General features: G+C 63.6%; 21 protein-coding genes. 11 read left to right on the top strand and 10 right to left on the bottom strand.

The window, feature by feature from the left end; translation table 11 throughout:
• Positions 1–18: 18 nt before the first annotated feature.
• Positions 19–1,551, bottom strand: coding sequence for an HWE histidine kinase domain-containing protein (locus EB230_RS07875; RefSeq protein ID WP_056575825.1), 1,533 nt, complete (start codon positions 1,549–1,551; stop codon positions 19–21).
• 154 nt (positions 1,552–1,705) lie between these two features.
• On the opposite strand from EB230_RS07875, the gene EB230_RS07880 reads away from it, so the two are divergent.
• The gene (locus EB230_RS07880) at positions 1,706–1,879 is read left to right on the top strand and encodes a hypothetical protein (RefSeq protein WP_081295025.1); all 174 of its coding nucleotides are present in this window, start codon (positions 1,706–1,708) and stop codon (positions 1,877–1,879) included.
• A 92-nt stretch (positions 1,880–1,971) separates the two neighbouring features.
• On the opposite strand, the gene EB230_RS07885 is transcribed toward EB230_RS07880, so the two are convergent.
• Positions 1,972–2,892 (bottom strand): diacylglycerol kinase family protein, encoded by a 921-nt coding sequence (locus EB230_RS07885; RefSeq protein WP_056575830.1) that lies wholly within the window; start codon positions 2,890–2,892, stop codon positions 1,972–1,974.
• A gap of 281 nt (positions 2,893–3,173) precedes the next feature.
• Between EB230_RS07885 and EB230_RS07890 the strand changes: the two genes are divergently transcribed.
• Entirely contained in the window at positions 3,174–4,487 is a 1,314-nt protein-coding gene (locus tag EB230_RS07890) for a PRC-barrel domain-containing protein (protein WP_172371992.1), read from the top strand.
• Positions 4,488–4,557: 70 nt separating this feature from the next.
• Here EB230_RS07890 and EB230_RS07895 read toward each other — a convergent pair whose 3' ends face one another.
• On the bottom strand, positions 4,558–6,123 hold the full coding sequence (locus tag EB230_RS07895) for an alkaline phosphatase family protein (protein ID WP_056576528.1): 1,566 nt from the start codon (positions 6,121–6,123) through the stop codon (positions 4,558–4,560).
• Positions 6,124–6,347: 224 nt separating this feature from the next.
• Here EB230_RS07895 and EB230_RS07900 point away from each other — a divergent pair, with 224 nt between their 5' ends.
• From EB230_RS07900 to EB230_RS07915, 4 genes are all read left to right on the top strand, one after another.
• Entirely contained in the window at positions 6,348–7,280 is a 933-nt protein-coding gene (locus tag EB230_RS07900) for a VOC family protein (protein WP_056575837.1), read from the top strand.
• Positions 7,281–7,284: 4 nt separating this feature from the next.
• Positions 7,285–7,905: an alpha/beta hydrolase gene (locus EB230_RS07905; RefSeq protein ID WP_056575839.1), complete on the top strand. Its 621-nt coding sequence runs from the start codon at positions 7,285–7,287 to the stop codon at positions 7,903–7,905.
• Positions 7,906–7,907: 2 nt separating this feature from the next.
• Positions 7,908–8,207 (top strand): GNAT family N-acetyltransferase, encoded by a 300-nt coding sequence (locus tag EB230_RS07910; RefSeq protein ID WP_056575842.1) that lies wholly within the window; start codon positions 7,908–7,910, stop codon positions 8,205–8,207.
• A 145-nt stretch (positions 8,208–8,352) separates the two neighbouring features.
• Positions 8,353–9,411 carry a dipeptidase gene (locus EB230_RS07915; protein WP_056576531.1) on the top strand — a complete coding sequence of 353 codons (1,059 nt, stop codon included), beginning with the start codon at positions 8,353–8,355 and terminating at the stop codon, positions 9,409–9,411.
• A 3-nt stretch (positions 9,412–9,414) separates the two neighbouring features.
• Here EB230_RS07915 and EB230_RS07920 read toward each other — a convergent pair whose 3' ends face one another.
• The 4 genes from EB230_RS07920 to EB230_RS07935 are packed head-to-tail and all read right to left on the bottom strand — an operon-like array spanning position 9,415 to position 14,130.
• Positions 9,415–9,678: a hypothetical protein gene (locus EB230_RS07920; RefSeq protein ID WP_056575846.1), complete on the bottom strand. Its 264-nt coding sequence runs from the start codon at positions 9,676–9,678 to the stop codon at positions 9,415–9,417.
• Between the two features lie 2 nt (positions 9,679–9,680).
• A complete protein-coding gene (locus EB230_RS07925) occupies positions 9,681–10,940 on the bottom strand; it encodes an aminomethyltransferase family protein (RefSeq protein ID WP_172371994.1) in 1,260 nt (419 codons plus the stop codon).
• Between the two features lie 3 nt (positions 10,941–10,943).
• Positions 10,944–12,524: an NAD(P)/FAD-dependent oxidoreductase gene (locus tag EB230_RS07930; RefSeq protein ID WP_056575852.1), complete on the bottom strand. Its 1,581-nt coding sequence runs from the start codon at positions 12,522–12,524 to the stop codon at positions 10,944–10,946.
• On the bottom strand, positions 12,511–14,130 hold the full coding sequence (locus EB230_RS07935) for an NAD(P)/FAD-dependent oxidoreductase (RefSeq protein WP_172371995.1): 1,620 nt from the start codon (positions 14,128–14,130) through the stop codon (positions 12,511–12,513). Before EB230_RS07935 ends, EB230_RS07930 begins: the two co-directional genes overlap by 14 nt.
• A gap of 278 nt (positions 14,131–14,408) precedes the next feature.
• Here EB230_RS07935 and EB230_RS07940 point away from each other — a divergent pair, with 278 nt between their 5' ends.
• From EB230_RS07940 to EB230_RS07960, 5 genes are all read left to right on the top strand, one after another.
• The gene (locus EB230_RS07940; RefSeq protein WP_172371996.1) at positions 14,409–15,203 is read left to right on the top strand and encodes a methyltransferase domain-containing protein; all 795 of its coding nucleotides are present in this window, start codon (positions 14,409–14,411) and stop codon (positions 15,201–15,203) included.
• Positions 15,204–15,230: 27 nt separating this feature from the next.
• Positions 15,231–15,896 (top strand): transcriptional regulator BetI, encoded by a 666-nt coding sequence (gene betI, locus EB230_RS07945; protein ID WP_244494125.1) that lies wholly within the window; start codon positions 15,231–15,233, stop codon positions 15,894–15,896.
• A 48-nt stretch (positions 15,897–15,944) separates the two neighbouring features.
• A complete protein-coding gene (locus tag EB230_RS07950) occupies positions 15,945–17,027 on the top strand; it encodes an ABC transporter substrate-binding protein (RefSeq protein ID WP_027041849.1) in 1,083 nt (360 codons plus the stop codon).
• Positions 17,028–17,138: 111 nt separating this feature from the next.
• Positions 17,139–18,215: an extracellular solute-binding protein gene (locus EB230_RS07955; RefSeq protein WP_172371997.1), complete on the top strand. Its 1,077-nt coding sequence runs from the start codon at positions 17,139–17,141 to the stop codon at positions 18,213–18,215.
• Complete coding sequence (locus tag EB230_RS07960) at positions 18,212–19,522, top strand: flavin monoamine oxidase family protein (RefSeq protein WP_172371998.1); 1,311 nt, start codon at positions 18,212–18,214, stop codon at positions 19,520–19,522. The genes EB230_RS07955 and EB230_RS07960 overlap by 4 nt, the downstream gene beginning before the upstream one ends.
• Here EB230_RS07960 and EB230_RS07965 read toward each other — a convergent pair.
• From EB230_RS07965 to EB230_RS07975, 3 genes are all read right to left on the bottom strand, one after another.
• Positions 19,486–20,559 (bottom strand): ABC transporter ATP-binding protein, encoded by a 1,074-nt coding sequence (locus EB230_RS07965; RefSeq protein ID WP_056575864.1) that lies wholly within the window; start codon positions 20,557–20,559, stop codon positions 19,486–19,488. The two genes, EB230_RS07960 and EB230_RS07965, sit on opposite strands and share 37 nt — an antisense overlap.
• A 67-nt stretch (positions 20,560–20,626) precedes the next feature.
• Positions 20,627–21,448, bottom strand: coding sequence for an ABC transporter permease (locus EB230_RS07970; RefSeq protein ID WP_140772657.1), 822 nt, complete (start codon positions 21,446–21,448; stop codon positions 20,627–20,629).
• Complete coding sequence (locus EB230_RS07975) at positions 21,445–22,362, bottom strand: ABC transporter permease (protein WP_056575868.1); 918 nt, start codon at positions 22,360–22,362, stop codon at positions 21,445–21,447. Before EB230_RS07975 ends, EB230_RS07970 begins: the two co-directional genes overlap by 4 nt.
• Between the last annotated feature and the right edge of the window lie 108 nt (positions 22,363–22,470).

The following is a 22,470-nucleotide window of genomic DNA, read 5'->3' on the forward strand; positions in this document are numbered from 1 at the left end:
GGTCCTGGATCGGATCCGTCACTTGGACAGATCTTCCAGCGGCATCGATATCTCGGCGAAGACACCCTCGGGCCGGAATTCATGGGTGACTTCGCTTGAAATGACCTTGGCCAGGCTGCGGCGGATGAGAATCGAGCCGAAGCCGTGGCGCTGCGGCGGGGCGACTTCAGGGCCGCCGCTTTCGCGCCAGGTCAGCACCAGGCGCCGGTCGCCCTTCCTGCCTTGTGTCTTCCAGTCGAGATCAACCTTGCCGGATGCAACCGACAGCGATCCATATTGCAACGCATTGCTGGCCAGTTCGTGCAGGATGAGCCCGAGGCCAACGGCCTGATCGGGCGACAGCAAAAGGTCGGCCCCGGAGATGGTGATACGCGGCTGGTTGTCGGTGTCAAAGGGCCTGATCTCGATCTGGACGAGTTCGCGGATGCCGATGCCGCGCCACTCGCGATCGGACAACAGATTGTGGGCGATGCCCAATGCCTGAAGCCGTGCGCCAAAGGCGTCGAGGAATTCGCTCGGCTGGCGGGCGTGACGCACGGTCTGCGTCGCCAGCGCCTGGACGGTCGCCAGTGTGTTCTTGACGCGGTGGTTGAGCTCACGCAGCAGGAGCCGCTGCCGCTCTTCGCCGAGCTTGCGTTCGGAAATGTCGTAGTTGACGCCAAAGATCAGCGTCGGCTTGCCGTCGCCGTCGCGCTCGATGACGCTGCCGCGCGTGGCCACCCAGCGCGGCGGGTGAAAGTCCTTCACCCGGTATTCGCCGAAATAATCGTCGCTGCCGGTCAAGGCGTCGCGAAAGCGGGTTTCGGTCTGATAGACGTCGCGCGGATCTATGGCGGTCAGGATGTCGCGCGCCCGCAGCCGGGTCGAACGCGGCAGGTTGAACAATTCCGACAATCGCACATCGCATTCGATGATGTCGGTGCGGACATCCCATGCCCAGCTGGCCAGCGATGCCGCATCGAGCGCGATGGCACGCCGCTTCTCCTCGCGCGCAAGCGCTGCCTCGGCGATGGCGCCGCTGCGGGTCGCGTCCTTCAAGGTGAACAGGCTGGCGGCAAGGCCTGCCAGCGTCTTCAACTGGTCGAGCTTGGCCTGTGACGGAAAGGCATGTGGCTTGCGGTCGAGCACGCACAGCGTGCCGATCCTGGCGCCTGCCACGAGCATCGGCGCGCCGGCATAGAAACGCACGTGGTGCTTGCCGGTGACCAGCGGATTGGCCTTGAAACGCGGGTCCGTCGTCGCGTCGGTCACCACCATGGGATCGTCGCCGGCGGCGATGGCGTGGGCACAGAAGGAGATGTCGGTCGGGGTTTCGGTCTCGTCGAGCCCAAGGCAGGACTTGAACCATTGCCGCTCGACATCGACGAGCGTCACCAGGGCGATCGGCACCTGCATCACGGACGCGGCAAGGCCGGTGATGCGGTCGAAATCCGGGTCGGCCGCTGTATCCAGCATCGCCAGCCCATGCAGCACGGCCAGCCGCTCTTCATCCTCTATCGAGCGCGCCACCTCGGCCGGCAGGCTCGCCCCTATTTCCGCCTTGCTATTCACCTCAATCCCCAATGCCCATGCCGGTCTTCGCCGTCTTGCCAACCCACCGGCCCGTCACGGGCTCGCTTTCCCGGAACCATCCTAGCAGGGAACCGTTACCCGACCGTGTTTTGCCGAGTGCGCCCACAGGCGCAGAACGAAACAAGGATCGGCCATGACCAAGATCATTCCCGAAGACAAGGCGCGACAGGGCCGATGGGGCTGGCACGGCCTGCGCATCCTGATCGCCGCGCTGCTGCTGGCTATCGCTGCCTGGGGCATCGCCGAAATCTATGGTGAGGTGGCCAAGACACCGGCGACGGAGCAGGGAAGTGCGCCGAGCGGCTAGGGCAATTGCGGGAAAGGCGTGAGGCGGCTCTCCGCCCGGAATGGCGTCAAGACAATGCTCTGTGTTCTCGGCCGTCATGGTTCGGGATAGCATCAGGCGGCCTTTGCCTCGGCGAGGCTTGCGGGCACCAGGACGTTCAGCGCACAAGGCTTGATCTCGATGGTCGTTTCCCGATCGAGCCGGACCAGTTCACCGTCCATGACGGCGCGGAACTTCCTGCTGCCGGAATGGATTTTCAGGACAGTGCGGTCGGCCTGATGGATTTCGACATGTTCATTGTCGCGCCATTTGCCGCGCGCCACGTTGAAGAGGAATTTCACCAGTTCGGCGCGCTGCTGCGCCACCGTGACATAGATGCCGAGCACGCCGCCCGAAGGGTTGTCCGCATAGGGGAGGTGGCCCTCGCCGAACAGATTGTTGGTGACGCCGATGCCTGTTATGCGGGCCGTCATCTCCGCGTCCCCGATGCTGAGCGTCACGTTCATCGCGGGCGGGTTCTTGATCGTCGCCCACGCCGCCTTGGCCGATGCTCCGATCTTGCCCAGGCGCGACCCAAATTCCATGCCTTGGCGCAGTTGCACCATCCTGGCATGCATGCCGATCGAGAACTGATGGACGAAGGGTTGGCCATTGGCCGTGGCCATGTCGACCGCGATGATCTCGCCGTCGGCGAAGGATTCCAGCGCGGCATCAAGCGATTGCGGAATGCCGAGACCGCGTGCGAACAGGTTCATGGTGCCGGCCGGCAATATGGCAAGCGCCTTTCTCTTGCCCATCAGCCTGGCGGCCGCGGCCGAAATGGTTCCGTCCCCGCCTCCGGCGAGCACGACATCGACGCTACGGCGCGAGGCAGCGCTGTCGAGGGTTTCCACCACGTCCTTGCCGGCAACGACATCAATGCTGAGAGCATGGCCTGCCGTCTCCAGTGTCTGGCGCATCTTGTCGGAAAGGGCGGCGAGGTCGGTGGTGCGCAAGGTGCCGCCGTCTCGGTTCAGCACCGCCGCAAATTTCATGCCCCGCTCCGTTTGCCAGCCAAAACGCGCCGGGCGAGCCCAGCCGCAGGCTGAAACGTGGCAATACGGGAAAGGTTCCGTTGGAAGGGTGCAATTCAGCGCATGTTCTCAAGCCGCCGCGCAACCGCTCCGTGTTTCTGGCCGCCGACTCCGGGCCGATTTTGTCGGAACAACAGCATGGTCACGACGTTGTGAACCCGTGGAGATGCCACGCCCGATCTTCCCAGCGACGGTTCAATCGGGCGCGGCGTGCACGAAATCACGCACGAGGAGAGACTATCATGATCCGCACCCTTTTAGCCACAACCGCACTCGCAACGCTGATCGCGACCGGCGCCTTCGCACAGAGCGCGACCCCGGCTCCAGCGGGCGCACCTGCCGTTCAGGAGCCAGCCGCAGCCGCTTCGGTGCCGCGCGCCGAAGGCAGCATCGTCACCAACATCATCGGCGAATCCGTCTATAACGGCACGGGCGACGATGCCGAGAACATCGGCAAGGTCAGCGATGTCGTCTTCGACAAGGACGGCATGGCGAAATCCGTCGTTATCGGCGTCGGTGGCTTTCTGGGCGTAGGCGCGAAAAATGTCGCCTTCGAATACGACAAGCTGCAGTGGGCCGAGAAGAATGGCGACCGCTGGCTGGTTGCCCACACAACCAAGGAAGAATTGAAGGCGCATCCGGAGTTTGACAGCAAGCCTTATGGACCCCCGCCAGCGCCAGCCGCGTCCACGGATGCGACAGCTCCCACGGCGCCGGCGACAACGGATACCGCGCAGAAACCTGTCGACATGAATGCCACCCCGGCGGAGCCGGTGAAGCGCGCCGACGGCAACCTTGCCACCAATATCCTTGGTGAGACCGTCTACAACGGTACCGGTGACGACGCGCAGAAAATCGGCAGTGTCAACGACATCGTGCTCTCCAAGGAGGGCATGGCGAAATCCGTCGTTATCGGCGTCGGTGGCTTTCTGGGCGTAGGCGCGAAAAATGTCGCCTTCGAATACGACAAGGCACAGTGGGCGGAGAAGAACGGTGACCGCTGGCTGGTGGCGCAGACGACAAAGGAAGAGTTGCAGGCGCAACCGGATTTCAACCGCAAGGCGTATGATCCGGTACCGGCGACGACCGCATCCAACGAACCCGCGGCGACTGCACCGGCCACGACCTCGGCCCCGGCCACCGCTCCGGCGGACAAGACAGCCGAGGCTCCTGCCGCGACGGCTCCCGACCAGACGCAGACGGCAGCCATCGACAAGTCCACGCTGACCGCAATGCCGGTCGGCGAGATCAAGGCCGGCGACCTCAAGGGCACCACGGTTTACGGCGCCAATGATGCCAAGGTCGGCGAGATCAGCGATGTCGTGCTGACGCCCGACAACAAGACCGATGCCGTGATCGTCGACGTCGGCGGCTTCCTCGGCATTGGCGGGAAGGAGGTCGCGGTTGGCCTGGATAATCTTAAATTCATGACCGACAAGAACGGCAAGAAGTATCTCTACACGACCTTCACAAAGGAACAGCTGCAGGCGCAAACCGCCTATGACAAGGGCAGCTATGCCGAGAAGCGCGACCAGCAGCGGATGATTGTGAGGTAGGGCACTAGGGCAGTGGGCAGCAGGTGCGGCACGTCGGTGCCGGTATATCCAAACAGACTGCCTTACTGCCCTATTCCCTTATTGCCTTGCTCACATGGCCAACCACGCCATTTTCCGTCAACTCCGCCAGCGCCAGTGACTGGTCGAGATGTTCGGCCCGCCAGGCGAGAAGCCGCTCGGCGAATTCCAGGCGGGTGGACAGATGTGCGGGGCTGGTGGCGAGGTTGGTCAGTTCGCCAGGGTCTGTCTCGATGTTGAAAAGCAATGGCGGCAGGCCGCCGCCAAAATGCACATATTTGAATTTCTTGGTCCGGATGACCGCCAGATTGCACTGGCGTGAGGCAATGCCGAAATGCGCCTCGGCCTCGCCGCCTGCGATCGACCGGAAATCGAATTCCCAGTGCGCGGCATCGCGCCAGCTGGCCGGGGTTCCGCCGCTCAGGAATGGTTTCAGCGAACATCCGTCGAGATGCGGTTTGGGCGTCTCGCCAAGCAGGTCCATAAGCGTGGGCAGGATGTCTACGGCTTCGGTGAAGCGATCGATGCTGGTGCCGGCAGCCTTGCCATGCCGCGGATCGCGAATGATCAGCGGAATGTGGTAGCTGCCATCGAAATAGCCGCCCTTGCCCAGCATGAAATGGTCGCCCATCATCTCGGCGTGATCCGAGGTGAGAATGATGATGGTGTCGTCCCAGGCACCTGAAACCTTGACTGCCTGCCAGATGCGGCCAAGCTGTGCGTCGACCTCCGAGATCATGCCGTAATAAATCGCCCGGATGCGGCGGAAATCATCCTCGCTCCAGTCGTGCACCCTGCCTGCCGCGCCGGGACGGAACTTCGCGCGTTTCTGGCGGCCAAGATCATAGGCGAGGTACGGATGGCTCTGAGCTTCAGCCCGCCAGCTCTCCGCACGGTGAAACGCCGGGCCATCGGCCGGATCATATAGCGTGTTGTAGGGCTTCGGCACGATGAAGGGGGGATGCGGGCTGATGAAGGAGAGATGCGCGAACCAGGGCGTCGCCTGCTCCTGCTCGCCGAGCCAGCGGATGAACTCATCGGCGAGGAAAGCCGTCGGCGTATGGTCCTTCGAATAGACCGGCGGCGCCTCGGTCACCGCGTCGGCGTCGCCTTCCTCGTCCACGGGACGATGGATGTCGGGAGATCCGGCGCTGGTATCGATGCCGTGCAGCTTCAGCCAGGACAGCCACTGCTTCTGGTGCTCGGGCAGCAGTTGCCGCACGGTGAATCCAGGCAGTACGCCTTCGTAGCTTTTCAGCCTTGGATCGCCTGAACTCATGAGGCGCGGATCGAGCGACACGTCGGTGTAACCGAACAGGGTCGGATCGTAGCCAAGGCCGCGCGCGTGCAGAGCGATGTTGCCGTGGCGGGCATCAAGTGGCGAGCCGTTGCGGCAGACCCGGTTGTTCATCTGGTAGAGGCCGGTGTAGAGGCAGGCACGGGCCGGCGAGCAGGGCGCCGCGCCGCCATAGTGACGCTTGAACAGCACGCCTTCCGCGGCCAGCGCGTCGGCATTCGGTGTCTTGACCACGGAGTGGCCGGCGGCCGACAGGCAATCGCCGCGCCACTGGTCGCAAGTGATCAGGAGAACGTTGGGGCGTCTGGCTTTTCCTGTCACTCGCGATACCTTTCGCTGCATGTTCGATGCCGTTCATGGAAACGATTTCCCGCAACGGCGCAAGGCCGCCCCCATTAGCTAATTGGTGAACAAATCTCTTTTTATTGTTCACTTTTACAGCACAGTCCATTCTGCGTTTACCGCCTTTGCCGCAAGCGGAGGTGTCCTCATATTGGCTCGGACAGCGGCGAGGGCCGCACAAACACAAGGGAAGGAGCAAGACAATGCTCGACCAGATCAAGGGCCTGCACCACGTCACCTCCATGGCTGGGGATGCGCGCCAGAACAATGACTTCTTCACCCACAAGCTCGGCCTGCGCCGGGTCAAGAAGACAGTCAACTTCGACGCGCCCGACGTCTACCACCTCTATTATGGCGACGAGGTCGGCACGCCCGGTTCGGTGATGACCTATTTTCCGTTTCCCAACATCGGCAAGGGCCGCCGCGGCGTCGGCGAAGTCGGCACCACGGTCTACTCCGTGCCGCAAGGCACGCTCGCCTATTGGGAAAAGCGCTTCGCCAACGAAGGCGTGGCGGATGTCTCCCGCGAGGAGAGCTTCGGTGAGCAACGGCTCAGATTTGCGGGTCCCGACGGCGACGGTTTCGCGCTTGTCGAAGCCAAGGTCGACAGCCGTGCGCCCTGGGTGAAGGGCGGTGTTCCGGCCGACGAAGCGATCCGTGGCTTCCACTCGGTCGCGCTTCGGCTGAAGGATGGCGGCGCCACCGAGGAGCTCTTGAAATTCATGGGCTACGAGGAGATCGAGAAATCAGGCAATGTCAGGCGGCTGGCCGTCAAGAACGGCAATGGCGCCGATGTCGTCGATATAGAATCGCTGCCGACCGCGGCCTTCGCCGATCTCGGCGCCGGCTCCGTCCACCACGTCGCCTTCGCCGTCGAGAACCGCGCCAAGCAGCTCGAAGTGCGCAAGGCGTTGATGGATACGGGTTATGGGGTGACGCCGGTGATCGATCGCGATTACTTCTGGGCGATCTATTTCCGCACGCCGGGCGGCGTGCTGTTCGAAGTCGCCACCAACGAGCCGGGGTTCGACAAGGACGAGGACACCGCGCATCTGGGCGAAGCGCTGAAGCTGCCGACGCAGCATCAGCATCTGCGGCCCTATCTCGAACAGCATCTGCAGAAGCTGGAAGGCTGAGACCATGAGCAAGGACGCTTACATCCACAAGGTGCTGCCCGGTTCGCCGGGCGGCCCCATGCTTTTCGTCTTCCACGGCACCGGCGGCGACGAGACCCAGCTTCTGTCGCCCGGGCGCGATCTCGTGCCCCAGGCCACCATCATCTCGCCGCGCGGCGATGTGTCGGAACACGGCGCGGCGCGCTTCTTCCGCCGCACCGGTGAGGGCGTCTACGACATGGACGACCTGGCGCGGGGGACAAGCAAGATGGCTGAATTCGTCAAGGCGCATGTCGAGGCGGCGAAGCCGTCGGCGGTGCTGGGCCTCGGCTATTCCAATGGCGCCAACATATTGGCGTCCGTGGTGTTCGCCGAGCCAGGTCTGTTCGACGCCACGGTGCTGATGCATCCGCTGATCCCGTTCGAACCGAAGGTGGAGGGCAACCTCGCCGGCCGGCACATCCTGCTGACCGCCGGCAAGCGCGATCCGATCTGCCCGCCGAACCTGACGACACGGCTCGAAGCCTATTTGCGTGCCGACGGCGCCGATGTCACAGTGGAGTGGCACGAAGGCGGGCACGAGGTGCGGCCAAATGAAATCGAGGCGGCGCGGCGGCTCTTTGCCGGTGTCGCTCAAGGAGTTTAGAAATGCCCGACCAACTGCCTGAGATCGAACTGGAAGACCGCGGCTCCAAGGGCCGCTATGTCCTGCGTGGCCCCGGAGGCGCCGAGGCCGAGATGACCTTCACCAAGATCGGCGAGCACCAGATCATCATCGACCATACCGAAGTGCCGGACGCGTTTCGCGGCCAGGGTGCCGGACTTCGGCTGGTCACCCGCGCCGTCGAGGATGCGCGCGCGGCGGGCAAGACGATCATTCCGCTTTGCCCGTTCGCCAACGCCCAGTTCCGCCGCCATCCGGAATGGGCCGACGTGCTGAAGCGGTAGCGAGCGCGGCACTTCGTTGATAGACGGCAGCGGGGGGATAAGGGGCAGCTCCCGCTGCCAGTTGGCTTTGTCATTTGCCGCGACCGGATATCTTGCCTAGATATGATATCTCGCCGTGCCGACAAACGAACTGAATGATCCCCTGATGACCGAAACAGACCTCGTCCCCGTCTTCGACGGCCACAACGATACGTTGCTGCGCCTTTATCAGTCCAAGAACGTGGACGTCGAAAAGCTGTTCGTCGAGGGGAAATCGGGCGGTCACATCGACCTGCCGCGCGCGAAAGCCGGCGGCTTTGCCGGCGGTATGTTCGCGATCTTCCCGCCACCGGTCGAGAAGGCCAGGCGAAGCGCCGTGCCATTGGCGCCCAGCGACAGCGAGCCACTGCCGCCGGAGGTGCCGCGCGCCGATGCGCTCAATTCGACGATTGCGATGGCTTCGATCCTGTTCCGGCTGGAAAGGGCCGGGGCGCTTGCCGTCTGCCGCAGTGCCGGCGACGTGCGCAACGCCATGGCGCAAGGCACGGTTGCCGCCGTCTTCCACATCGAGGGCGTCGAGGCGATCGATCCCGAACTCACCATGCTCGATGTGCTGCATGCCGCCGGCCTGCGTTCGCTCGGCATCGTCTGGAGCCGTCCAAATGCCTTTGGCCACGGCGTGCCGTTCCGCTTTCCGTCCTCGCCGGACACGGGCCCGGGTCTGACCGATGCCGGCAAGGCGCTGGTCAAGGCCTGCAACGAGCTGAAGATCATGATCGATCTTTCGCATCTCAACGAAAAAGGCTTCCGCGATGTCGCCGGGCTCAGCGATGCGCCGTTGGTCGCCACGCATTCCAACGTGCATGCGATATGCGGCCACTCGCGCAATCTGACCGACTGGCAGCTCGGCGCGATCCGCGAGTCCGGCGGCATGGTCGGGCTGAACTTCGCCACCGGATTCCTGCGCGAGGATGGCCGCATGAACGCCGATACCAGCCTCGACGTCATGGTGCGCCATGTCGATTCCCTGCTGCAGGCGCTGGGTGAGGATGGCGTCGGCCTCGGCTCGGATTTCGACGGTGCGATGATCCCGGCCGTCATCGGCGACGTCGCCGGCCTGCCGAAGTTGATCGATGCGCTGGCCGCGCGTGGTTTTGGCCGTGCGCTGATCGAGAAGATCGCTTACCGCAATTGGTTGAGCATGCTTGAGCGCACGATAGGTTGAGGGCTATCGATCGAAGCCCATGCGCTTCAGCCAGTCCCTGCCGACGCCGCGATCGCGGATGATCGGCAGCGGATCTTCAGAATCAAGCCGCGCGCAGATGCGGTAGACTTCGAGTGTTTCCGCGCTCATCTCATCGCGCTTGTAGAAGAACATGGCGGCGGCATAGCGCGTGCGGCCTGACCATTTTTCGCCGAGCGGCGTGTTGACCAGATCCCACTGCTCGGCGGCTTCCCCATCTTCTTGCTGCTTGTCCGCTTCGTCGGCCATGGTCAGAAATCCGCCGGCGGATTGGCGGTGCGGCGGTCGAGTTTTATGAAGGGCCGCGCCACCACCTTGGCCCGCTTCATCAGCTTCTGATATTGCAGCTCGCGCATGGCGTAGATCTCGACCCAGAGGTCGTCCACCATTGTATCACCATAGGGCCGCGCCAGCGAGGCGATGGCGATGTTGCGCTTGGCCATCGGCGACCACATGGCGGCGCTGACCAGGCCAACCTCCTGGCTTTTCTTGTGGTAGACGATGGCGTGTTCGGCGGGGATGTTGCCTTCGATCTCGAGCCCGACCAGCACATGGCGCAGCCTGCGTTTGGCGCGCGCTTCAAGAATGGCGCGGCGGCCGTTGAAGTGGCCTTTCTCCGGATCGATCATGAAGCCGAGCCCGATCTCGTCTGGCATGCGCAGGCGATCGGCGCGGATGGCATGTTCGGCGGCGGTGAAGTCGGCATTGGCAACGATCAGCCCGGCCTCGAGCCGTGCGCGGTTCAGCGCCGTGTAGCCGATGGCACGGATGCCGCGCGGTTCGCCCGCTTTCATCAGCCGGTCCCACAGGCTCAGCGCCTTGTCGTCGGCTACGAACAATTCGTAGCCCAGATCGCCGGTGAAGCCGGTGCGCGAGATGGTGACTGTGCCGCCGTCATGGGCGAACTCGGCGAGGTCGAAGATCTTCAGCCGCTCGACGCCGGTTAAGCCGGCATCGCGCAGCACGGCGAAGGAGGTTGGGCCCTGCAGGGCGAGCCCGGCGACGGCTTCGGTTTCTTCCTCGACGGTGACGTCGAATCCAATGGCGCTGTCCAGTAGCCAGGGCAGATGCCGCTCCTGCGAACACAGGCGAAAGCGCGTCGGCGACAGGCGAAACAGCGTGCCGTCGTCGAGGACAAAGCCCTGGTCGTCACACCAGGCGGTATAGTGGACACGGCCAGGTCTCAGCCTGGTCACGTCGCGCAAGGTCACGCGGTCGAGAAAGGCCTCGGCATCCGGTCCTTCGATCCGGTATTTGGTCATCGGCGAGATGTCGAACAGCGCCGCCTGGCTGCGGATGGCGAAATATTCCAGCTCCTCGTCCCACAGCGAATGCGGCGCGCGGTAGCCCGCCCAATTGTACCAGTCCTGAGTCCTGGCCAGCGCATCGAGGCGCGGCTGGAACGGGGTGCCGAGGCGCAGCGTGCGGAAATGACCTTGCGCGGCGATGCGTGCGGAAACGGCCGCACTGGCGGTCTTTGCAACGGGCTTCTTCCTGGTTGCCTGGGCCATGACCTACCTCTTCATCGCGATGATGCGCCGCGCGGCGTTGAGCCCGGGTGCGCCGGAGATACCGCCTCCGGGATGCGAGCCGGCACCAGCCAGGAACAATCCTTCAAGCGGCGTGTCGTAGCCGGACCAGCCCGAGACGGGACGCGAGATCAGCATCTGGTCGGCCTGCAATTCGCCGTGGTGCCAGTGGCCGCCCGGCATGCGGTAACGCGTCTCGATATCGGCCGGCGTCAGCAACTCGGCATGGACAACGCTCTTGCCGATGCCCGACGCGTAAGCCTCGAGCTGCGCCAGGACAGCCTTGAGGAATTTCGGCTTGCCGGCAGCCCAACCTTCCTTCAGTGCATAGGGCGCGTATTGCACCACAGCCGACAACACACAGGCCCCAGCAGGTGCCAGCGATGGATCGGCAAGGCTGGGCAGGGTGATCTCCATCACCGGCTCAGGTGAGAACTCGCCGTATTTGGACGGATTAAAGGCGCGTTCGACATGATCGGGCGAAGGCGCGATGACCAGCCTGCCCTTGTGGCCGGCGGCATCGACGCCGGCGAATTGCGGCGGCCGATCGAGCGCCAGATTGAGTTTCGCCGCGTCGCCTTTCATCCGAATGTTCTTCACCTTGCGCACGAAGCCGGTGTCGAGCTCGCGCGGCCCGACAAGGTCGAGGAAAGTTGTCGCCGGATTGATGGCGGAGATGACCGTCCTGGCGCGCAGCTCCTCGCCAGTGTCGAGCGCGACGCCGACGGAGCGGCCTTTCTCCACGATGATCTTTCCGACCGGCGCCGATGTCCGGATGGTGACGCCGGCCATTTCCGCCGCCGCGCGGATGGCGGCGACAACGGCGCCCATACCGCCTTGCGGCAGCATCTGTGCTCCGGATGCCCCGCCGGTCTCGCCGGCGAGGCGATAGTAGAGGCCGAGCAGCGAGGTCGGCGAGCGCGGGCCGAGATGGCTGCCGAGCGTCGCGTCGAAGGCGAGCAGGCCTTTCAGCCTGTCGTCTGCAAGCTGTTCGTCGAGCAGGTCGGCGACGTTCATGAGCAGCACGCGCAGGAAGTCGCGCATGTCTTCCTTGCCGAGCTTTTTCAGCGCCAGCGCGGTCTGGCCGAGTGAGGCGGTCTCGAGCAGCGACATGTCGGCAAGATCGGGCGCGCGGCGGGAGAGGAACGGCTTCAGGATGCCGGCATAACGCAGCAGCTGCGCACGCAATTCCTTCCAGGCCGATTGCTCGGAGGAACTGGTGCCGGTCAGCACTTCGCCATAGGCGCCATGCAGGACCAGCGATGGGCCGTCCTTCGACAGTGCCACCGATGGCAGGAAGTCCGCGCGGGCGACTTTGAGCCCGTGTTTCTCCAGCTCCAGCGTCTTCACCACGTCGGGATGCAGACGGTTCAGCACATGGGCGATCGACGAGACACGAAAGCCCGGCGCGAACTCCTCGGTGCGAGCGGCGCCGCCGGTTTCGCTGCCCGCTTCCAGCAGGAGCACCTTGCGACCTGCTTTCGCCAGCGTGCCCGCGGCGACGAGACCATTGTGGCCGCCGCCGATGACAAGCACATCCCATCTTGGTGCATCAAATGACGTCATGGGCCGGACTCATATGCGAGGTGGATTTGGCGAGATCGCGCAGGATTTCGGCGGCGGCATTGCGGCCGGGCGCGCCCATGACGCCGCCTCCCGGATGGGTGGAGGAGCCGCACATATAGAGGCCGCCGACCGGCGAGCGGTATTGCGCGTAGCCCGGCACCGGGCGATTGAACAGAAGCTGGTCGAAGGTCAGTTCGCCCTGGAAAATGTTGCCTTCGGTGAGGCCGACCTCGGCTTCGATCTCGCGCGGCGTGCGCACCTCCATGTGGACGATGCGGTCGCGGAAGCCCGGCGAATACTCTGATATCTGCGCAATCACGCTCTCGGCGAAGCCGTCGCGATCGGCATCGGCCCATTCGCGGCCGTTCACCTTGGGTGGCGCGTATTGCACGAAGCAACTCATGAAGTGCTTGCCCGGCGGCGCCATGGTCGGGTCGAGCGTGGTCGGGATCACCATGTCGAGGAAAGGATCGGCCGACCAGCGCCCGGCCTTCCAGTCGTCATAGGCGCGCTCCATGCGCTCCATCGAATCTGTGAAATGCATGTCGCCGCGATAGACCGGCGAATCCTTCGGCAGCGCCGGGAATTCCGGTAGCGAATCGAGCGCGATGTTGACCTTGCCGGAGGAGCCGCGGATCTTGAAGTTCCTGACCCGGCGCAGGAAAATGTCGGGCAATTCCTTTTCCTCAACAAGCTTCAGGAAGGTGCGCTTCACGTCGGCATTGGAGACGACGAGCTTGCCGTAAATCTCCTCGCCGCCGGCCAGCACCACGCCTTTGGCTTTGCCGCGTTGGACCAGCACATGGTCGACCTCGGCGCCGGTGCGGATGGTGCCGCCCGAGGCCTTGAACGACGCGGCCAGCGCCTTGGTGACCGCGCCCATGCCGCCGCGCGCATAGCCCCAGGCGCCGACCGAGCCGTCGACCTCGCCCATATAGTGGTGCAGCAGCACGTAAGCGGTGCCGGGCGACATCGGCCCGAGCGCGGTGCCGATGATGCCGGACAGAGCGAAGTTTGCCTTGATGACGTCGGTCTCGAAATACTCGTCGAGGAAGTCCGAGATCGACATGGTCCAGAAGCGCAGCGTCAGCGCCATTTCTTCCGCCGACAGGCCGGCAAACTTCCTGCCAAGATAAAGCAACTCGCCGAGGTCGCGCGGCTTGAGGCTGGTCGGGTCGGGCGCGGTGCGCATCAAAAGTGGCTGGATGAAACGGCACTGCCGCGTCACGTCGCGGGCGTAGCGGTCATAGGCTTCGGCGTCGCGTTTGGAGAAGCGGGCGAATTCGCGCCGGTGCGCATCATGGTCGCGGTAGTTGGCGAGGTAGTCGCCGTCGCGGGTGAATACCGCGCCGCCCTCATAGGAGATGACCTGCAGGCCGAAGCGCGGCAGTTCCAGGTCGCGCATGATTTCGGGGCGGAACAGCGAGCAGACATATGAGCAGTTGGAGTAGAGGAAGCCCGGCGTCAGTTCGCGGCTGGTGGCGGCACCGCCGACCCAGTCGTTCTTCTCCACCACCAGCACGTCGAGCCCGGCGCGCTGCAGATAGCAGGCGTTGACCAGGCCGTTGTGTCCGCCGCCGATGACGATCGCGTCCCAAGCTTTCATTGTGGCCCAGTCTCTTTGTTTCCACGCAATTCCCAGGGGAAAGCGCTGTGCGGCTTTTCCGGGAAAACCGCTCACACTTTTCCTGGAATTGTGCTCCGCGACCCGCTGTTCATTTTTGCGTGATCTGTTCCCGAATATGCGGAATTTGGCATGGCATCAGCTGTTTTGTCCAGTCATTCTGAATGAATGTTCAACAAATGATGTTGCGTTTTCCCCGGCATGCGCTAGGCTTTGCCGGCGTTCGAACTGGGCAATCATCGATTGGGGATCGAGGGCTGATGATCGAAACGGCAGATGCCGAGCCGGAGTATGACGACACCGCGATCCGCTTCCTCGAGGCGCTGTGGGGCGAGGGCTACCTGTCGCCAGGCGGTCCCGGCGAGGTCGACCGGGTGGTCGAAGGGATTTCGCTCAACGGCAAGACGGTCCTCGATATCGGCTGCGGCTCCGGCGGCATCACCTTGCATCTGGTCGAGCGCCACGGCGCCGCTCACGCCACCGGCTTCGATGTCGAGCAGCCGGTGATCGAAGCGGCCAGACGGCGAGCAGCAGTGCGTGGCTTCGCAAATCGCGTCAACTTCGTTCAATCGCTTCCCGGATCGCTGCCTTTCACCGATCGTTCCTTCGATGTCGTCTTCTCCAAGGATGCGCTGCTGCATGTGCCTGACAAGGACGCGTTGTTCGCCGAGATTTTTCGTGTGCTGAAGCCGGGCGGCGTCTTTGCCGCGTCCAACTGGATGATCGGGCATGACGGCGAACCCTCGCCTGAGATGAAAGCCTATGTCGCCGCCGAGGGGCTGTCCTTCACCATGGCATCGCCGGCGCGCTATGCGCAGGCGATGCGAAGCGCGGGCTTTGCCGACATCACCGTGCGCGACCGCAACCCGTGGTACCGGGAGGTGGCGCGCGGGGAACTCGCACGGCTCAAGGGACCGCTCTACCGCCAGGCTGCCGCCGCGGTCGGCGCGGGCTATGTCGACAAGAACATCAAGACCTGGGAGGCAATGCAGAAGGTGCTTGACAGTGGCGAGCACCGTCCCACTCATCTGCGCGGTTTGAAGCCGGTTGGATAGCCGGCAATGCTGGAGACCGTCACATCCATGAAGACTTCCGAGGCCAGGGACGTTCTCGCCGAAACGACGCGAAAGAGCGACGCCGAAAAGCGCGGCCGCAAGGCTTCGAAGGAGGTCCGTCAATTGCAGCTGATCGAGGCAACGATCGATTCGCTGGCCAGGCGCGGTTACGCCGAGACGACGATGGCCGATGTCGCCGATGGCGCCGGCCTCTCGCGTGGCATCGTCAACTTCCATTTCGAGAGCAAGGAAAAGCTGCTGATCGCGACGCTGCAGCATATGTATGATGAGTACTCGGCGCATTGGCGCGCCGCACTGCAGAAAGCAGGCGACGATCCGGCACGGCAGCTGCAGCAGCTGGTGTGGGCCGACTTCGACCGCTCGATCTGCAACAAGCGCAAGCTCGCTGCCTGGCTGGCCTTCTGGGGCGAGGCCAAGTCGCGGCCGACCTATCAGGCGCTGAGCAGTTCGCGCGATAATTATTACCAGCAGGTCTTCATCGATCTCTGCACGGCGCTCAAGCAGAGCGGCGCGTATGCCTATGAGCCGCAGGTGATGGCGCTGGCGCTGTCGGCCATGCTGGAAGGTCTGTGGCTGCGGCTGATGATGGGCACCGAGGACACAACGCGCGAAACAGCCTTGCAGGCGGCCAATGCTTTTTTGGCCGCGGCCTTCCCGAAGCATTACGGTTAGCAACAGCCGGCCGCCAAGACCGGCAAGACCAAAAGAGGATGGAACAGCATGAAGAAACTCAGCCGACGCCTGACATTGACATTGGCGCTGGGCGGCGCGCTTGCGGCTTCGGCGGCAGCGTTCGCCGTCGCCGCGGACAAGGACCTGATCGTGTTCGACTGGTCCGGCTACGAGGACCCGAGCTTCCATCCGAAATATGTCGAGAAGAACGGCGATTCGCCGACCTTCGCCTTCTTCGGCGACGAGGACGAGGCGTTCGAGAAGGTCCGTTCCGGCTTCAAGGCCGATCTCGGTCACCCCTGCTCGCAGAGCGTGACGAAGTGGCGCGAAGCCGGGCTGCTGCAGCCGCTTGATACCTCGAAGATCACGGGCTGGAAGGACCTCAATCCCGGTATCATGGCGATGAAAAACCTCGCCACGACCGACGATGGCAAGGCGTGGTTCATGCCCTGGGACTGGGGCAACACGCAGCTCACCTACAACTCCTCCAAGATCGACGCCAAGGACGTGCAGTCGCTGAAGGCATTCGCAGATCCGAAGTTCAAGGGCCGGGTGTCGATCGGCGACAATGTCGACGATGCCTATGCGCTGGCCGCGCTTGCCATCGGCATGAAGGACTGGACCACGATGACGGACGACCAGTTCAAGCAGGCGTCCGACTTCCTGCGCCAGGTGCACAAGAACGTCCGCTCCTACTGGACCGACACCACCGACATCGTGCAGCTGTTGAGTGGTGGCGAGGTCGACCTCGCCTGGGCCTGGAACGATGCGACGGTGCAATCCGTCAAGGCAGGCGTGCCGATCAAGTCCGTAAAGGACACCAATGAAGGCATCTCGACCTGGGTCTGCGGTTACGTGCTGTTCAAGGACGCGCCCGGCAATATCGACAAGGCCTATGATTATCTCAACGCCGTCAACGATCCGGAGACCGCCAAGGTGCTGGTCAAGGACTGGGGCTATGGCCAGGCCAATGCCAAGGGCATGGCTGGCGTCGACCAGGCGATCCTGAAGGAAAAGGGCTATGACGACGTGCAGAAATTCGTCGACAAGACGCTGTTCCAGTCGCCGCTGCCGTCCGATCTCAAACTGAAGATGATCGCCGAATTCGAGAAGATCAAAGCCGGGTACTGAGCTGGTTCCACGGTCCGTCCGCTGCCGCCTCGGTGCAGCGGACGACCCTCGCCAAAGCAGATGATTTCTCCTAACCTCGCGGCAGCTTTTTCGTGAAGGGGGAGTTTCGCCATGACGCCAATGCTACGCCGCCTTGCACTTGCCGCCTCCTGCATGATCGGCGCCGGCGGGGTCTATGCCTGGGCGGAAGGCGGCGGCGATCTCGTGGTGTTCGACTGGTCCGGTTACGAGGACCCGCTGCTGCATCCGGCCTACACCGCCAAACACGGCGCCGAGCCGACCTTCGCCTTCTTCGGCGACGAGGATGAAGCCTTCGAGAAGATGCGGGCGGGCTTCAAGGCCGATATCGCGCATCCCTGTTCGCAAAGCGTGGCGAAGTGGCGCGATGCGGGGCTGCTGCAGCCGCTCGACACCTCCCGGATTGCCGGCTGGAAGGACCTCAATCCCGGCATCATGGCGATGAAAAACCTCGCCACCACCGAGGACGGCAAGGCCTGGTTCATGCCGTTCGACTGGGGCAATACGGCATTGCTCTACCGCACCGACAATGTGACGGCCGATGAGGCGCAATCGCTGCGGATTCTGGCCGATCCGAAATTCAAGGGCCGCGTCACCATCGGCGACAATGTCGACGATGCCTACGCGCTGGCGAGTCTGGTGATCGGCCTCAAGGACTGGACCAAGATGACCGACGCGCAGTTCAAGGAGGCGTCCGATTTCCTGCGCCAGGTGCACAAGAACATCCGTCTCTACTGGACCGACTCGAGCGATATCGACCAGGCTTTTTCCGGCAACGAGGTCGACCTTGCCTGGGGCTGGGGCCAGACACTGATCGCGATGAGCGGGCAAGGCGTTCCCGTCGCCATGAACCGCGATACCAAGGAAGGCATGTCGACCTGGGTGTGCGGCTACGTGCTGATGAAGGATGCGCCGGGCAAGCTCGACCAGGCCTATGATTTCCTGAACGCGGTCAACGCGCCCGATATTTCGAAATACATGGTCACGACATTCGGTTACGGCCATGGCAACAGTGCCGGCATGGCCGCGATCGATCACAAGGTGCTGGCCGAGCGCGGTTTCGACGACATCGACAAGTTCCTCGACAAGACGCTGTTCCAGCAGCCGGTCGCGCCTGATCTGAAGAAGCGCATGGTCGACGAATTCGAGAAGATCAAGGCCGGATATTGACGAGCGAACTGGAAAGAGCCGACGTCGTCATCGTCGGTGCCGGCTTCACCGGCCTGTCGGCTGCACTTGAGTTGAAGCAGGCCGGCATAGGCTTCCTGCTGCTTGAAGCGCGCGACCGTGCCGGTGGACGGGTCGAGGCGGTCCGCAATGGATTTGGCGAACGCATCGACAGCGGCGGCCAGTTCCTGTGCGAGGACATGCCGGAAGTGATGGCGCTGGCGAAGGCACGCGGCAAGACATTCGTCGCCACCTATGTCGAGGGCGATTTCATCACCCATCCGCCAATGCCGGCCAGGGACGCCAAGCAGACCTATCACGGCGCGATGGCGATCCGCGAACGCATGAACGGCATCGAACCTGACGACACCTCCATAGAGGGCATGAGTGTCGCGGCCTGGCTGGAACAGCAGCGTGATCCCACCGATGCCAAGACGGCCTTCCGCTCGATGATCGAAGGCCTGTGGTGCCTGCCGATGGACAAGGTGCCGCTCTGGTACCTGATCGACAATGACCGCCGCATCACCAACGAAGTGCCGGAACTGCAATATTCCCTGCGCGAGACCATGCAGTCGCTGGCCGAGGATCTTGCTGGCGATCTCGGCGACCGGATGCGGTTGAACGAACCGGTCACGCGCATCGAGCATGGGCCGCAAGGCGTTCGTGTCGTCACGGGCAATGGCGTGATCGAAGCGCGCCACGTGCTGATCGCGCTGCCGCCGGCAACAGCCGCGAAGCTCGATTTCGCACCGGCCTTGCCGACAAGACTCGCGACGGCGCTTGGCGTCTGGGAAAGCGGCGCGGTGATCAAGATCCTGGTGCGCTATCCCAGGCCATTCTGGCGCGAGCAGGGTTTGAGCGGCATGGTGATGTGGCGCGACCTGCCGGGACTGTTCGCCTGCGATGCCAGCAAGGATGCGGAGCATGCCGCGCTCGTCGTCTTCATCGGCGGACCGCTCGCGCTGCGCTGGCGGGGGCTGAGTAAAACGGCACTTCGTGCGGAAGTGACGGCACGATTGCAGGACGCGCTCGGTCCGGATGCCGGCGATATGCTTGATTTCAGTTCACGCGATTGGATTGAGGATCGCTGGAGCGGCGGCGCCTATAGCGACCTCATCGTCGACGTGACGGCCAGGGATGCCGAGCGGACGATGCTCGCGGGTGCGCCGCCGGTTCATTTCGCCGCTTCGGAACTGTCGCCGTCATTCCCCGGCTATGTCGAAGGGGCGATCGTCGCCGGGCGCATCGCGGCGCGCAAGATCCTGGCGCTGCTTCAGTCGCCCATCGCCACCAGCGCCTCGGGATCGTAGGCAAGGCGGATCGGGGTGCCGACGGGAATGTCGTCGGCGCCGAAATCGTTGGTCTCGGTCACCGATAGCGGCTTTTCCAGTCCGGGTATCTCGACGATCAGATGGGTGATCTCGCCGAAATAGTGGCGTTCGACCACCTTGCCGGCGACCTCGAATTTTGCCGTGGCATTGTCCCATAAAACGCGCAGGCGCTCGGGCCTTATGCCGAGCGTGGCGGCGCCACCATTGCGCACGAAAGCCTTCGGCTTGTCGGTCTTGACGCGGCCGAAGCCCAACGTGTCGACGATCAATGAGGCGCCGCTCTCCTCGACGATCTCGGCCTTGACGAAGTTCATGCCGCCGAGGAAGTCGGCGACCTGGCGGTTGACCGGCCGCTGGTAGATCTCCTTGGGCGAGGCGACCTGCGCGATCCTGCCGCCGAACATGACGGCGATGCGGTCGGACATGGCGAGCGCCTCATACTGGTCGTGGGTGACCAGCACGAAGGTGATGCCGACGGCCTGCTGCAGGCGGCGCAGTTCGACCTGCATCTGCTCGCGCAGCTTCTTGTCGAGCGCCGACAGCGGCTCGTCGAGCAGCAGCACCTTGGGCCGCATCACCAGTGCGCGGGCAAGCGCCACGCGCTGGCGCTGGCCGCCTGACAGTTCGGTGGCCAGCCGCTTGCCAAGGCCGGTCAGCGAAACCTGCGCCAATGCCTCCTCGACGCGGCGCTTCTCTTCGCCACCCTGCAATTTCAGCCGCTTCAGACCGTAGGCGACATTCTGCTCGACATTGAGGTGCGGGAAGATCGCATAGCTCTGGAACACCATGTTGGTCGGCCGTCGATTGGCCGGGATGCCTTCCATCGGCTGGCCGCCGACCGCGATCGAACCGCTGGTCGGGTTGTCGAAGCCGGCGATCATGCGCAAAAGCGTGGTCTTGCCACAGCCGGACGGCCCGAGCAGCGAGAAGAATTCGCCCTCCCGGATGGTCAGGGACGCATCGTCCAGCGCCTTGAACGATCCATAGCTGCGGGTGACGTTGCGGATCTCGATCATCGCTCGATCGGACTGGGCCCGATCAGACTGGGCCCGATCGGATTGAGGGCGCTCGATCTGCGGCTGTTCAGGCATAGAGGCCTCCCTCGTTCTGGGTGCGTCTGGCCGCGCGGCGACGCAGGATTTCGGCAACTGTCATCAGCAGGAAAGAGGCAACGAGCAGCAGCGTGCCCAGCGCCAGCACGCCTGGCAATTTCGAGGCGAAGCGCAACTGGCCCCAGATGTAGATCGGCAGCGTCGCTTCGGTGCCGGTCAGGAAGAAGGCGATGATGAATTCGTCGAGCGAGATGGTGAAGCAGACGAGCAGGCTGGAGATGATGGCCGGCGCCACCATCGGCAGCGTCACCCGCCGGAAGGTGCCGAAGGCGCTTTCACCAAGGTCGGCGGAGGCTTCCTCCAGGCTGCGGTCGAAGCCTTCGAAACCGGAGGTCAGCACCGTCATCGAATAGGGGATGCAGACCAGCACATGGCCGAGCACGACGGTGAACAGCGACAGGCTCAAGCCCAGCTGAAGCATCACCAGCAGCATGGAGATGGCGACGATCACCTCGGGCAGCACCAGCGGTGCCATGATCAAGCCGTTGATGGTGCGGCGGCCGGGATAGCGGTAGCGGGTGATCGAGCGGGCGGCGAGGATGCCGAGCACGGTGGCGAGAACCGAGGCGCAGACGCCGACTTTCAGGCTGTTCCAGGCGGCGTCGAGCAGGGCCGGCGTGTGCGGCAGGTCCGCATACCATTGCAGGGTGAAGCCGGTGAGCGGGAATTTCGGCGTAGGGGCGGTGTTGATCGAGAAGATCGGCAGGAAGATGACGGGCAGATAGAGGAAGACGATATAGAGGAACGCATAGACGGACAGCCAGCCGCCCGACAGGAAACGCCGCGCCCTCATCGTGCCAGCCTCTGCAAGGCGCGGATGATCAGTACCGTGGCGCCGGCCATCAAAGTGACGATCAGCATGGTGGTGACGGAAAGGGCGGCACCCAGCGGCCAGTTGGCGGCCTTGCCGAACTGCGCCTGGATGGCATTGGCGATCATGACGCCGTCCTTGCCGCCGACGAGCTTCGGCGTGACGTAGTCGCCGACGGTCGGGATCATGACGATCAGCGCCGCCGAGATGACGCCCGGCGCCGACAGCGGCAAGGTCACGCGCAGGAATGAGCGCAACGGGCCATCGCCAAGGTCGGTGGCCGCTTCGACCAGCGTTCGGTCGACCTTCTCCAGCGAGACGAAGATCGGCAGGATGGCGAAGGCCGCCCAGGCATGGGTAAGCGTGATGATGACGGCGCTCGAATTGTAGAGCAGGGCCGTCGACGGCTCATCGATGATGCCGAGGCCCATCAGGCCGGAATTCAGGACGCCATTGTAGCCAAGGATGACCTTCCAGGACATGACGCGCAGGAGATAGCTGGTCCAGAACGGGATGGTGATGAGAAACAGCCACAGGCTCTTGTGACGGCCGCCATGGAAGGAAATGAAGTAGGCGATCGGGTAGGCGAGGATGACGGTGAGCAAGCTCACCGTCAGCGAGATGTAGAGCGAGCGCCACAACAGATCCCGATAGATCGGTTCGGTCAGCGCGACGCGGTAATTCTCCAGCGTGAAGGTGCGGTCGATGGTCAGGTAGTGCTGCGTCCAGAACGAATGGGCGATGACCACCAGGATCGGCAGCACCAGCAGGATCAGCGCATAGAGAAAGGTCGGGCTGATCAGGGCGAAGCCCTGTACGGGCTCGGACTGCAGAAGGGCATTTCGTCTGGCCCGCGTCATGCGCAGCGGGGGCGACCCTTCCGCCGCCGCCGTCATTGCCAGGCTCCGGGGGCTCCGGGCGTGATTTCGGTTGCTGGCCTGGACTGTTCCGCCATGCGGCATCCCATTGTGCTGGCGCCGACTTGTTGTTCCCCTTGCCGGCTT

Origin of the sequence: Mesorhizobium sp. NZP2234 (assembly GCF_013170765.1) — a bacterium.
Taxonomy (GTDB): Bacteria; Pseudomonadota; Alphaproteobacteria; order Rhizobiales; family Rhizobiaceae; genus Mesorhizobium; species Mesorhizobium loti_D.